General features: G+C 66.6%; 3 protein-coding genes. 2 read left to right on the top strand and 1 reads right to left on the bottom strand.

Annotation, left to right across the window (positions count from 1 at the left end; all coding sequences use genetic code 11):
- Window positions 1-125 precede the first annotated feature (125 nt).
- Entirely contained in the window at window positions 126-5,873 is a 5,748-nt protein-coding gene (locus ACVTJA_RS49090; protein ID WP_465831392.1) for a sensor histidine kinase, read from the top strand.
- A 1,043-nt stretch (window positions 5,874-6,916) separates the two neighbouring features.
- Here the strand turns inward: ACVTJA_RS49090 and ACVTJA_RS49085 are convergent.
- The gene (locus tag ACVTJA_RS49085) at window positions 6,917-7,153 is read right to left on the bottom strand and encodes a hypothetical protein (RefSeq protein ID WP_465831390.1); all 237 of its coding nucleotides are present in this window, start codon (window positions 7,151-7,153) and stop codon (window positions 6,917-6,919) included.
- A 49-nt stretch (window positions 7,154-7,202) separates the two neighbouring features.
- Between ACVTJA_RS49085 and ACVTJA_RS49080 the strand changes: the two genes are divergently transcribed.
- Window positions 7,203-13,496 (top strand): RHS repeat-associated core domain-containing protein, encoded by a 6,294-nt coding sequence (locus ACVTJA_RS49080; RefSeq protein WP_465831388.1) that lies wholly within the window; start codon window positions 7,203-7,205, stop codon window positions 13,494-13,496.
- The last annotated feature ends 583 nt before the right edge of the window (window positions 13,497-14,079 follow it).

Raw genomic sequence — 14,079 nt, 5'->3', positions numbered from 1 at the left:
GAGAGCGGCGGCCTTCCTCCGGGAGGGCCGCCGTTCTCTTGTGCGCTCGGTCTGGGCGAAGCAGCCCCTTCATCCAAACTTTCAGGAAGGGGAGGCCGCCTCTCTTCTCCAGTGAGGTTCGGGTGATGCTCCAGTCGCTCGCTGATGAGGGGTTGAAGGAAATCCATCGCGGGCGCCGCTATGTCGTGCTGCGCGGCTGGAAGCAGGACGGCGAGCCCCTGGTCGTCAAGCGGGTCCGCTCCGGCTCGCTCGCCCAGGGCAGCAAGGCCATGCTCCGCCACGAGTATTCCCTGCTCCGCGGCCTCCATGGCGAAGTCCCCGGCGTCAGCCGCCCCCTCGCCCTGGAGGAGGACTCCGCCCACTGGCCGGTCCTCGTCCTCGAGGACGCAGGCCCGCAGAACCTCCAGGAGTGGCTGGGCCGCAGGCCCGTCTCCATGGATGCCTTCCTGGAGCTCGCCATCCAGCTCGCGGGAATCATCGCCAGCCTCCACCAGCAGCACGTCATCCACCGCGACATCAACCCCACCAACATGGTCGTCGGTGCCGGCAGCAGGCACGTCACCGTCATCGACTTCGACCTCGCCACCAAGGTCTCGGGCCTCGCTCCCGACGGAGGCCTGCCCGGCGAGCTCCAGTGGGCGCTTCCCTACGTCGCGCCGGAGCAGACGGGACGCATGAGCCGTCCCATCGACCACCGCGCCGACCTCTACTCGCTCGGCGCCACCTTCTACGAGATGCTCACCGGCCTGCCGCCCTTCGTCTCCACGGACCCCGCGGAGCTCGTCCACGCCCACCTCGCCAGGCCTCCCGTTCCTCCTGCCTTCGCCAACTCCGCTGTTCCCAATCCGCTCTCCGACATCGTCCTCAAGCTGCTCGCGAAGATGCCGGAGGAGCGGTACCAGAGCGCCGAGGCGCTGCTGGCGGACCTGCTCGAGGCGCGTCGCCGGCTGGCCTCGGGAGCCATGGGCCCGTTCGAGCTGGGGCGGGTGGACCTGGCGCGGCAGCTCTCGTTTCCGGACCGTCTCTACGGCCGCGAGCGTGAGCTGCGGCGGCTGCGCGAGGCGCTGGAGCGGGTGCGCCGGGGCGCGAGCGAGGGCGTGCTGTTGGTGGGCGAGGCCGGCATCGGCAAGTCCGCGCTCGTCCAGCACCTCTCCCGCGGTGCCGTGACCGGAGTCCTCCTCCTCGGTGGCAAGTTCAACCAGCTCCAGGGCAACGTGCCCTATTCGGCCTTCGTGGAGGCCTTCCAGGGGCTCCTCCACCAACTCCGGGAGCAGCCTCCGGACGCGCGTGCCGCCTGGAGGCGGCGGCTCCTGGAGGCGCTGGGCGCCAACGGCCGCGTCATCAGCGACCTCGTGCCGGAGCTGGAGGCGCTGGTGGGCCCCCAGCCGGCGCCGCGCGAGCTCGGCCCCGCGGAGGCCGCGGCGCGCCTCCACCTCGTCTTCCAGTCGTTCGTGCGGGCGCTCGCGTCCACCGAGCACCCGCTGCTCCTCTTCCTCGATGACTTGCAGTGGGCCGACGCGGGCTCGCTCCAGCTCCTGAGGGCCCTGGCCTCGGACTCGGACTCGCGCCACGTCCTGCTCGTGGGCGCGTACCGGCCCCGGGAAGTCGGGCCGGACCATCCCCTCATCCAGCTGCTCGGGGTGCTTTGTGCGGCGGAGGTCATGCCCTTCCTGACGCTCGAGCTCGCTCCGCTGACCCAGACCTCCGTCACCGCCCTCTGCGCCGACACCTTCCGCTGCGGAGTGGAGCGCGCCGGTCCGCTGGCGGACCTCGTGCTGCGCAAGACGGCCGGCAATCCGCTCTTCATCACCCGCTTCCTCCGGCTGCTCCACCAGTCCGGCCAGCTCGCCTTCGACCTCGCCGCCGGCTCATGGCGATGGGACCTCGCCCGCATCGAGCAGATGGAAGTCACCGAGAACGTGGTGGAGCTGATGATGGCCACCATCCGCCGGCTTCCCAAGCGGGCCCAGTACGCGCTCGAGGTCGCCGCGTGCCTGGGAGACCGCGTGGAGCTGTGGCTGCTCTCCGCGCTCATGGGCGGCGAGGAGGGAGGCGCGGCCTCGGCGCTGTGGAGCCTGCTGCGCGAGGGACTGCTGCTGCCGGAGAAGCAGGGCGCGAGGGCCCCTCGCGCCGACGCGGACCCGGAGGGTGCGCCGCTGGCGCAAGAGGCCACCTATCGCTTCGCGCATGACCGCGTCCGGCAGGCGGCATACTCGATGCTCTCCGAGGACGAGCGTCGGTGCCTCCACCGCGAAGCGGGGCGCTGGCTGCTTCGAGGCGCGTCCGCGGAGGTGCTCGACGAGCGGCTCTTCGCCGCCGTGGACCACCTGCACCTGGGCCTGGAGCCGGGTGGCGAGGTGGAGGGCCAGGAGCTGGCGGAGCTCAACCTGCGCGCGGGCCTCAAGGCCAAGGCGGCCTCGGCCTTCGGCGTGGCGCGGGTGTACCTGATGCGCGGCATCTCGCTCGTGCCACGAGCACTGTGGCCCCAGCGCCGCGAGCAGGTCTTCCGCCTGCACGCGGAAGCGGCCGCGTGCGCCTACTTCTCCTCAGACCCCGGGCCGGCCCTGGCGCTCGCGAGGACCGCGCTGGAGCACGCGGGCTCGGACCTGGAGAAGGTGGAGCTCTACGACCTCCAGCTCCTGTCCTGCCTGATGAGCGGCGACTTCGCCCAGGGGCTCCGGTGCGGACGTGAGGGACTGCGGCTGCTGGGGATGGAGCTGCCGGAGCGTGACTCCTCCCAGGCCGTCTCGGCCGAGTTCGCCGAGGTGGAGGTGAACCTGCGGGGCCGCTCCGTGGAGGAGCTCCTGGAGGCTCCCGCCATGACGGACTCCCGCCAGCTCGCGTGCGTGCAGTTGCTGTCGGACGTCGGTACTCCCGCCTATTTCCTCTCTCCGCTCCTGTTCTCGCTCGTCAACCTCCGCGCCCTCAACCTCACGCTGAAGCACGGCAACTCACCCTGGGCACCGACGGTCTACGCGAGCCATGGAATGGCGCTGGCGGGCCGCGGAGCGCGCGCCGTCGGCTTCGCCTTCGGGCGCCTGGCCGTGGATATTGCCCGGCGGGCCGGAGACGCCCGCCAGGAGTGCCGGGCGCTGATATCGGTGGGGCTCCACCTCAACCACTGGGTGGCGCCCCTGCGCACGAGCCTGCCGTTGCTGCGCCGCTCCGTGACCCTGGGGATGACCAGTGGAGACCTGCAGTTCGCTGGCTACGCGTTCGCTACCGCGGTCTCCACCGAGTTCGCGATGGGCGCGCCGCTCGCCAAGGTGCGGGCCTCCATCGAGGCCCTGGAGGTCTTCCTCCGCAAGTGCGGCGCGCAGGCGATGAACGACGTCACCCGGAGCTATCAGCAGGCCATCCGCGCGCTCCAGGGGCGCACCCGCCAGCCCGCCCGCTTCGACGACGACGACTTCGACGAGCAGGCGTTCCTCGCCTCTCCGGCCATGTCGCCCATGAGCCGCTTCATCCACGCCATGGTCCGTCTGCTCGTGGCCTACGTCCTCGGCGACATCGACGAGGCCCTGCGGATGTCCGACGCGGCGGTGCCTCATGCCTCCTTCGTGACGGGCTTCTTCCGCACGGCCGACCACAACCTCCTCACCTCGCTGGCCCTGACGGCCCGGGCCAGCTCCTCGCCAGAAGCACGCGCGGACGCCCTCGCCCGCGTCGCCGTCAACCAGCGTCAGCTCGGCGAGTGGGCGGAGGGCTGCCCGGAGAACTTCCGCCACAAGCACCAGCTCGTGGCCGCCGAGGTGGCCCGGCTCGAAGGCAGGCACCCGGACGCCATGGCCCTCTATGACGGCGCCATCGACGGCGCCCACGCCGAGGGCTTCCTCCACGACGAGGCGATGGCGAACGAGCTGGCGGGGCGCTACTACCACGCGCAGGGCCGCAAGCGCTTCGCCGCGCTCCATCTGCGCGCCGCGCTGGAGGCGTATGCCCGCTGGGGCGCATGGGCCAAGGTGGCCCTGCTGGAGGAGGAGTTCCCGGACCTCGAGCGCGTGGGAGGCAAGGCCTGGAGCGAGCCCGCCGCCACACCGGTGAATGAAGGGCCGCAGGGGGCGTCGCTGGATTTGCTCAGTCTCCTGAAGGCGACGGAGACGCTGGTGGGCGAGGTGGTGTTGGACCGGTTCCTGGAGAAGCTGATGGGGGTGTGCCTGGAGGCGGCGGGCGCCACCCGCGGCGCGCTGGTGCTGAACGAGACGGGCTCGCTCGTCGTGCGCGCCCTGGGCACCGTCTCCGAGCCCGTCAGCCTGGAGCACACCCCGCTGGCCTCCGCGAGCACCGTTCCCGCCTCGGTGGTGGAGCACGTCTGCGCGACGGGAGCGACGCTCGTCCTGGGGGATGCCGCGCACCAGGGCCGCTTCGTCAAGGACCCCTGCGTCGTCCGCCGCTCCATCAAGTCCGCGCTCGTCGTCCCCATCCAACGTCAGGAGAGGACGCTCGGCGTGCTCTACCTGGAGAACGATTTGGCCACCCGCGCCTTCACTCCCGAGCGTGTTGGCGTGCTCCGCGCGCTCTCCTCCCTGCTCGCCATCTCCCTGGAGAACAGCCAGCTCTTCGAGCAGCTCCAGGTGGAGGTGCAGGAGCGCCGCCGCGCCGAGGCCGCCGTCCGCTTCCTCTCCGACTCCGGGCTCGCGCTGTCCGAGTCACTCGACTTCGAGCAGACGCTGGCGAAGGCCCTCCACCTGGTGGTGCCGTTCCTGGCCGACTGGAGCGTCTTCACCTCCCGCGACGAGGCGGGCCTCCTGCGCGCGCTCGCCGCCTCCCACAAGGACCCCGAGAAGGAGGCGCTCCTGCGCGAGCTGCTGGAGAAGTACCCGTCTGAAACGAACACGCCGCCGGCCGTCGTCCGCGCCCTGAACACGGGCCAGGCCGTCCTCCGCGCCGAGCTCACGCCCGCCATGATTCGCGAGCACGGACAGGGCTCCGGGTACCCGGAGGAGCTCCGGGCGCTGGGGGCGAAGACGGCCATGCACGTGCCGCTCATCGCGCGCGGCAAGACGCTGGGAGTCATCTCCTTCATCTCGGCCACGGCCGGCCGCCGCTATGGTGAAGCGGACCTGGAGCTGGCCCAGGAGCTGGCGCGCCGCGCCGCCGTCAGCATCGACAATGCCCGGCTCTACCGTGCCTCCCAGGACGCCGTTCGCCTGCGTGACGACTTCCTCACCGTCGCCTCCCACGAGCTGAACACCCCGCTGACGTCGCTGCGCCTCATGGTGCAGTCCCTCCAGCGTCACGTCCCCACCGGCCTCTCGGAGAAGGCCCTGCGGGCGCTGCGCACCATCGACGACCAGTCGCTCAAGCTGGCCACGCTCATCGAGGAGCTGCTCGACGTCTCCCGCATCCACGCCGGCCGCCTGGACCTGAACCTGGAGCGCGTGGACCTGGAGGCCGTCATCCACCGCGTGCTCGAGCGGATGCGCGAGCCATTGGCCCTCGCGGGCTGCACCCTGGAGCTGCACGTGGAGGGGCCCGTCATCGGGCGGTGGGACTCCACCCGGCTGGGGCAGGTGCTGCTCAACCTGCTCTCCAACGCCCTCAAGTTCGGCGCCGGCAAGCCCATCCGCCTCGCGGCGGGCGTGGAGCACGGCATCGCCTGGGTGTGCGTCCGGGACAACGGCATCGGCATCGCCCCGGACCGGCTCCCCCACGTCTTCGAGCGCTTCGAGCGCGCCGTGTCGGTGAGGGCCTACGGTGGCCTGGGGCTGGGGCTGCACCTGGTCCGGGAAATCCTCACCGCGCTCGGTGGCTCCATCCACGTGGACAGCACCGTCGGTGTCGGCACCACCTTCACTCTCGAGCTGCCCTGCTCCGGCCCCGCGCTGGAGGAGCCGGTGACAGTTTCGCGGGGCAGTGGTGAATGGCAGTGAAATAGAGTTGCATGATGGAGGCGGGTCTGGGGATGACGGCGTGCTCCCGCGTGTCGGTGGGCTCCTCGACGAAGTCGATGACGTCGCTGGCGATGATGTAGTTGGTGGAGCAGGAGAAGGCGGACTTGGACGCGCCGGTGACGCGTTACCTGCCCTGGTTCCAGGCAGCGGGCGGGCGGGGCGGCGACATGCAGCCGGCCGCGCAGGCGACGGCTGACGACTCCGCGTATGCCTTTGTCGGGTACGTAGGACCGCTGTACGGGGAATGTGCTGCACCACGTTGTTGAGATATCAGGTTGGTCGCGGTCAGACCGCCTGCTTCTGCATCAGCTCCCGCCGACTCCACCCGTGGCCCGTGACGAAATGGTGATGGAATCGCGCAATCCCTGCCCCAAGCCGGTGGAGGGCATGGTCTTCTGCCGACATGCATTGTTTTGGCGTGTGGGGGGCGTGAAAGCAGCTGCGGTCGTTCCCAACTGGAGAGGATAGGGGAGTCCGCCTGCTGAAGACGGCATGGCCGTGGCAAGGAATCAGTCGCTCGGCACCACGTCATCGGTGGAAGACGTGGAGGTGGGACTGGGCTATTCGTGGATGTTCCAGGTGCGCGAAGTTGCATCGGAAAACGGCAATCCTTGTAATTCCCAGACGGCCGTTGCGCAGTTGCAATAAGGCTTGAGGAGTGTCAGAGGGGCAGCGTACCGTGCGTCCTCGCTGGCGCCCTCACGTCGAGCCACACCCTCTTTGCGCAAACATGGGGAAGGGCTTCGACCTTCGACGTTCCACATCCCGTTACAACTCCCTCCCAGCATGGAGTCCCCAGCGGACTTGAGAGACGGTTGAATGACGACGCCCCTGTTGTGGCGGTGTCGCCAGGCCCTCCTGGCGTTCTGCTTGTTAGTTGCCGGCTGTGCCCAGGAAGTGGAGCCCTCGCCCGGGGCGCCGCCTCCTGCCGGGTCCGCTGACACCGTGGTGCACGAGTGGCGCCCTCAGCCTGTGGGGGAGGCTGCCGCCCCCAAGCGTGCCGTCGGTGAGCCGTGCGACACCTACGGGCCGGATGAGTGTGCCAGCGCGGTCTGCGTGCGCACCTGGAAGGGCACGCGGTTGTGCAGTCGTGACTGCTCGGCGGACACCGAGTGCCAGGTGGGCTGGGGCTGCGTGTCGATGGTGCCAGGTGGAGCGACTCGCGTCTGTCTCCCAAGGCCCGTACGCCGGTAGGGCTCGAACTTCCTCTCTTCTTGCGTCTCTTCACTCGGGCCTGGACCCGGGAATACCACTCTCATGAAATCAGACAGTCAAAAGCGCCGGTTCCGCCTTCCCAGATGGGCCGTCATGGCGCTGGCTCTCGCAGCGGTTGGCGTCGCCATTGCGCAAACCGCCGACGAGCCGCCTACGGCCGAAGAGGTGCAGTCTGCGGTCGACAAGGCCACCCGTGTTCCCTTCCCTGAACTGGGGGGGCCTCGAGCTGCGGGAGTGGACGGAGAGGTCGTCCTCGGCAGCATGCGCTCGCTCTACAGTTTCGCGGACGTCACCGTGCAGAGCCTCCTGGGGCCGGTTTCCTTCGTGCGTTACTACGGGCTGGACACGCGCGACAACACGTCCGACTTCAACCTGCGCCCTCGGTGGGCGCCTTTCGGCAGCATGCGGGCGGACATCTCGGCCTCCTACCTCGCTGGCACTTTCAATGACCAATGCGGGACAGGCGACAATCGGGACAATTGCCGCGGCGGCCTTCGCTGGTGGCACAACTTCGAAAGTTGGGTGGAATCTACAGCGAAGGAGAAGCCCTGCTTCGACGAGCCTCGAGTCTGCATTCCGAGGGACAAAGAATACGACGTGACATGGACGGTGCATGCACCGGACGGGCGTATCTACACCTTCCCTGCGTGCAGCCTCGACGACGGACACGGCAATCACCTGTCTCAGTGCTACGCCCGCAACCTCTCGGACCCGGACGTGAAGCTGCAGCTCCTGCGCAACGGTACGACCTTTGGCGGTGCTTTCGTGCTCTACACGCCCGCGGCGCGGTACGTGTATGACACGCCATTCGGCGGCGAAGCGCAGGAGCCGGGATGGGTGAATTTTCGCCTCAGCTACATCCTGGCGCCTGAGCGAGTCTACCCGGAGGATGGGATTACCCTCCCAGGGGACGCGTGCTTCACGGTCGGCCCGAACACTCCCTGTCAGCGGCGCCTGGCGACACTCCACTACGGTCCCGTCTGCTTGAGTGACAAGGCCACGGTACGAAATGCCCTCGAACCCTACGTCACCCATATCGAGGTCGCGGGGGCGGGTACGCTGGCGTTGCAGTACAAGGCTGTCTATCTGAGAGACAGGAAGCAGATGGTGAAGACCCTCCCTGACGGAGGGACGGAGGAGGCATTCATTCGCCCGAAGGAGTGCGTCCTTTCCAGAATCCTGCTCACGGCGCCCGAGGGCGACTCGACGCCTGCGCGTGAAGTGGTCAGTTATGGCTATTCACAGGGACTCTTCGAGGAGGATGTCGGGACGACGACACAGACGCTGGGCGGGTTGCTGAGCGACGTCATGGTGTCTCCCGCTTCGGGGGCAGTCGCAAGCACCTCGACGCGGCTGCAATACGAGTACACCGAGGCCGTCCTCCCGAAGGAGGGCGGCGCCTCCCTGCAGCCCCTTCGCACCTTCCGCGTCCTGCGCAATGGCCTGCTCGAGCGCGAACTGGTGGTGGACGCCTCGGATGCCTCGTACGTGACGCGAACACAGGTGGGCGACACCAAGGTCGACCTCTGGGCGGAAAACAACGGCGTCCCTCAAGACGGGGGCTTCGTCCCCTACTGTCACCCCGGCGACTTCACGCACCATCTCGTGAACAACGCCCAGCAGAGGATTGTCTGCAGAGAAGACCAGTGGCAGTCCCAGCAAGCCGACTCGGTGCTGTTGGGCGACGGCTCCGGTGCGCTGGTGGCTGGCGTCCAGCAGAGCTCGAATCTGCGTACGACCAACACGAATCCCAATGGCCCGCTCGTCTCAAGGGTGGTGTTTGATGGCGGTACCTTCGAAGCCCTGCCAGCACTGCCACGCGCCCGTAGCTGGTCGGTGAAGGGATACAACCCCTGCGGCGAAGGCGTGTTTTGCCCCAAGTACTCCAATCTTCAGGCGTACGCACCGGCGAAGGAAGTCGACACGCGCGGCAACAAGCTGGTGCTCGAGTCAAACCTGGCCCCCCTCGACGCGGGCGTGCCCGGTACCGCGGCGTGGTACCCCGTGGCGATGCCGTACGCCGAAGTCCATGCCGCCCACGCCGGGGCCACGCTGGACGACGGCAGTGATGCGCTTCAGACAACCTACTTCAACTATGCCTACGTGGGGCATTTCCAGCAGAAGGTGAAGGATGAGTACGGCTACTCGGTGTTGGACACAGCCAATGCCGGTACCTACCGCATCCGCCGCCACTACCAGCCGACGGGCCGTCTCAAGGGCGTGGTGCAGATGGGGTACACCCTCGAATTCAACGCCGCGAGCAATAGCTGGACGCCCGTGCTCCGTCACGTCGGCACCTTCTACCGAAATCGGTACAGCTGCGGCATCGCCGATGCCGACGCAGGCACCGCCATCAATGCAAACGAGGGCGAAGCATGGGGGCGCGTGGTGGAAGTGGCGGGCCCCTGCCTGGTGACAGGCCTCGATGCAACTGCGTGTGCGCCCGGCCAGCCGGCGGTACCCCTCACCCAGTATGAGTACTACCCCGCGACTGCGGCTCCCCGACTGGCGGGCCGGCTGGCGGTGCGTCGCGTCTTCAGCCGCACCGCGGGCGACGGTACCTGCAACATGCCGGGCGTGGCCGTGGAGCCGAAGCCGTACGTGGAGACGCGCTACGACGACTATGACCTGCAGGGCCGGCTGACGCAGTGGCGCGATGAAAACGGGGTAGTGACGAAGTACGTCTACGCCGGCGACAAGCTGGTGGAAGCCCGGGTGGCTGACGGCACCTCGTTGGTCGCCGTGACGACGTACGGCTACGACAATGGCGAGGGCACGGGCAACTGGGTGCATTACCCAGACGGGCGCTACGAGGTGCAGTGCTTCCGCAAGAATACGGCTCCCGGCGCGGGCTGCAGCGGCGGTGTGCTGACGGACAAGCTTCAGTGGAAGGCCACTTCTCGTACGTCGCTGGCCTGGGACTACACAGAGCGCACCGACTACCGCTACGCCGCCAATGGCCAGTTGGTGGGCGAGGAGGTACGTGACAGGACCGGTGCGGTGCGCCGCAAGCGCTATTTCGAGGGGGATCCGCTGGGACGCACCACCTACGAGGCCACAGGCACCTCTGGGCCGGAGGCCCCGTCCGATTCCCGCTACCACCAGGTGTCCCTCTTTGACATGGAGGGCAACCGCGTCGGCCTGGGCCTGCCCTACCAGCCCACGTCCTCGCCCTTGGAACCGCTGTGTGGCGGCTTCGCCCCCCAGTCGACCCAGGCCAATGCCATACCCGCTTCACCCCTGTGCAAGGCATTCGAGTATGACCGGCTCAATCGCCTCTCCCGGCTGACGGAGCCCTTGGACGCAGCGGGAGGGCAGACGGCTACCACCTGCCTGTCGTACGACAGTCGCGGCAACGTTGCTGGCGTTGGCCGCGCGGGGCCCACCCAGGCTTGCGCCACCAACACGGAAACCAGCGTGCGTTACGTGCACGATGACTTCGGCAACCTCGTCCAGGTGGTGGCGCCCTGGGCGCGCGCACTGTCAGGGTTCGCAGGCGAGTATCACTACGCCTATGACGCGGCGGGTAACCTCACCGTCAAGCAGACACCCACCATGGCGCATTCAGATTCTCCTGCCTGGGTCGAGTACAGCTACGACGCCATGCGCCGCGTGCTCACAGCCCAGGCGGCGAGCAAGAATTGGGCGGACCCCCAAAACCCCGATCGCGAGACGCTCTACGCCTATGCTTATGACGGTCAGGTGACTCCGCCCGTCTTCTGCCCTGGCAACAGCTACAACACAGACGGTAATCCATACGTCAAAGGCCGTCCCCAGGTGCTGACGGACTCCTTTGGAGACACCTGGTACCACTACGATGTCCACGGCAAGCCCAGGGCGCATTGGCGTGTGCGTGCCTCCGGGGAACCCGAGCGCACGAAGGGGTGCTACCGTCCCCACACCCCCGATTCGCCCAACCGCTTCTTCTACTACGACAGCTCCGGGAGGCTGATGAACGAGGACCTCCCAGGGGGACGTCACCTCTGGTACGGCTATTATGGCGGCGACTCGGGCTTGTCACATCGGGTTTCCGAGGTGCGTGTCACGCTTTGGAATGGAACCCAATGGGGGGAAGGTGGATGGACCACCCTCATCAAGGACATACAGTGGGAGCCATACGGCGGCATCAGGTCGTACGCCCTGAATACGCACCTCTCCACGGGGGCTACGTCCTGGCATTATGTGGACTACCTGCGAACCGCTCCGGCGACTGTGCCCCTGTCGCGGTGCAACGAGACGAACATCGCCTCGGGGAGTGACTTCACAGGCCGGCTGAAGGCCCTCACCGTCTCCACCGAGGCGGCGCGCAATGCGGGCCACCATGGTGACATCTACAAGCGTGTCTATACGTGGAAGGCGGACCAGGTGGTGCGCGAGGACACGTGCGTGCTGGAGACGGCGGACGTTGCCCCGGAGACGGTGAAGTATGAAGGGGCGCAAGGCGAAGCGGGCTATGACACCCGCGGCCAGTTGCGCCACGTCACCGGCACCGTCGCCAACCGGCCGTATGACTTGCGTACCTACGCCTATGACGCCCTGGGCAACCGTCTCAGCGAGCGTCGTGGCGACTTCCTCTTCCAGTTGGACTACGCACCAGAGGGATACGGCATACGAGGGGAGTTGCTGCGTACCCGCAGCGTCAGTCAGTGCGCCGCGGGCGATGCCAGCTGTCAGCAAACCACCGCACTCACGTCGCCGACCGAGGATTACGCATACGACGACGACGGGCGCCTTGCAGAGAAGATATTGAATAGTACGGGCAGGAACGGGGGCGAGTTGACAGCTCTGTCCTTTGGCACGGGGCTCGATGCCGAACATGCCGCCCTGGGCGCCGTATATAAAAGCGTGACCGAGAGTTTTGGCGACACCTGGGAGTACTTCTACGACGCGCAGGGACGCCGCCGGCTCAAGCTCTACTCGACGGGTGCTCGCGAGGAGTACTTCTACGACAAGACGGCCCTGCTGGAGGACTGGAGCATCTCCAGCCTCACGTCCACCCAGCCGGACTCCGTCCGCGATGAGTACATCTGGCTGGATGGGCGCCCGGTGGCCCTCTTCAAGACGCGCGTCAACAGCACCGGCGGACGCGTGGCCGACTTCACGGGGACGTGCGAGCGGTTCAGCGATGACGTGAAGCCTGCGTGCGGCGTCTACTTCCCCGTTGCCGATATGCTGGGCAAGCCCGTGCTGATGTTGGACGGTGCGGGGTTGGTGACGGGCGTGGCGGATTACGATGCCTTCGGCCATGTGAATCGCATCACCCACCCAGCGGACAGTCCCCATCCCTCGACGGCTAGTGGGGGGCAGCGCCTGCTGTTGGAGACCAGCACGGCTCTGCCTGCACTGCGAAGTGGAATCAGCGTGCAGGTACGTGGCCGCTTCACCTTCCTTCAAGGGAAGAGTGGAAGCGAAGCCTTCCTGACCAATGGGACTGGGGTGCGTTTGACTCCAGCCTCCGGGACGGCGACGAGCATTCCAGACCTGAGCGGTCGTTCCGTGGCGACGCCCTGGGTCAATGCCGCCAGCACGGTGCAGGTGTATTTCAAGGAGCCCACTACGCCCCCGGGAGCTTATCTGCCGTACGGGGCAAGCCTCGAGGGGCTTGAGTACCGGCGCTTCCAGACCGGGGCTACGCCGGTGTGGCTGCCCCTGCGCCTGCCGGGGCAGTACCACGACACGGAGACGGACCTCTTCGAGAACTGGAACCGGTACTACGACCCGAGCGTCGGAAGGTATCTCGGCGCCGACCCATACCTCCTGGATCCGGCGCACGTCCTCGACCAGGTAAAGACCGCCGCAAATATCCATCCCCACGTCTATGCCAATGGCAACCCCATTCTATATTCGGACCTGACGGGGAACATTGCAGGCGTTGATGATGCTACCATACTTGTTGCTGGTGCTGCGGCATTTGCTGGGTATGCGGCGATATGCACGGCAATGGACACCTGCCCGTGGAAGAACAATGGGAGTGCCCTGTCCTTTGCCAAGGAGAAGTTTGATGCCCTGTTCAATGAAAACAAGGAACAGGCGACGCCTGCGCCTGAGGCAAAGTCGCCAGGTGAAGCGTCGGTTGAATCAGGCAAGACCATTGAAGATGTTCTCAGGCCCAACGGCCAACTCATCGGCAAGGAGGGGTCCAGTAAGGGGGTGAGGATTCTCGATGGAAATGCTGACGACGCGCTCAATGTCTATGAGGATGTCATTGAGGCGGCAGGTGGCTCAACCATGGTACCGACAGATGGTCCTGCCATGGTCGATTCGTTGGCCAATGGCCGGGGCAAAATCGGTATTCGTACCATTTCGTCAAGCGACCCGAAGGGGAAGACCGTAACAATCGATGTGGAGATTCCCGGTATTGGCGCTCGTGAGATCAAGTTCCGATAGAGGTTCCTGGCTATTCGGCATCCCCAGGAGTGGTAACGTCAGGCTCCGTAGGATCTCCTGAGTCGAGCAAGGGCATATGCCATACGAAAGCTGGAAATTTCGGCGGTGGGATACACCGCTCGACGGCTCACCGGACGTAATGTTGAAGGAACTGCGCACGTGTGAGCGCGATGTGTCCCTTGTGCTTGATGCAGGTGGCGCTCTCTTCGAGTTCGTTTTCCGAGAAGTGGTGGCCTACCGCAACATCATTGAGCGATACAGGCTGAGGCTGTGGGAAGTTCTCAGGGCTCAGCTTCCTGAGCGCGGTTGGGCCCTTGAGATTGAGGCTCCGAATTGGGCTAGCGAGCTCAAAGAATTGGAGCCGCTCGTTCAGTCATTTCATCCAGCACTTCGGCATTTCATGATTTGCACGGATGAAGATGTCGTGGAGATTCTTACGGAGCGGGCGCCCGAGATCAGAAGAGTTTCGTAACACTGCGAGTGAGTCATACCAACCTGCCCTTGTTCTTCAGCTCCCCCATAACCGATCGACGGCCGGCGTTCGAAAGGCACACCGGTACAACGAGCACTGGCTGCTGGGACA

It is taken from the genome of Pyxidicoccus sp. M6, from assembly GCF_055568925.1.
Note: the sequence above shows the minus strand (reverse complement) of the source record. Positions and strands in the feature narration are given on the sequence as shown.

Excerpts from the sequence above, each read along its gene's own strand:
- ACVTJA_RS49085 (WP_465831390.1), bottom strand. The coding sequence starts at position 7,153 with ATGAGAGTGGTATTCCCGGGTCCAGGCCCGAGTGAAGAGACGCAAGAA.
- ACVTJA_RS49090 (WP_465831392.1), top strand. The coding sequence starts at position 126 with ATGCTCCAGTCGCTCGCTGATGAGGGGTTGAAGGAAATCCATCGCGGG.
- ACVTJA_RS49080 (WP_465831388.1), top strand. The coding sequence starts at position 7,203 with ATGGCGCTGGCTCTCGCAGCGGTTGGCGTCGCCATTGCGCAAACCGCC.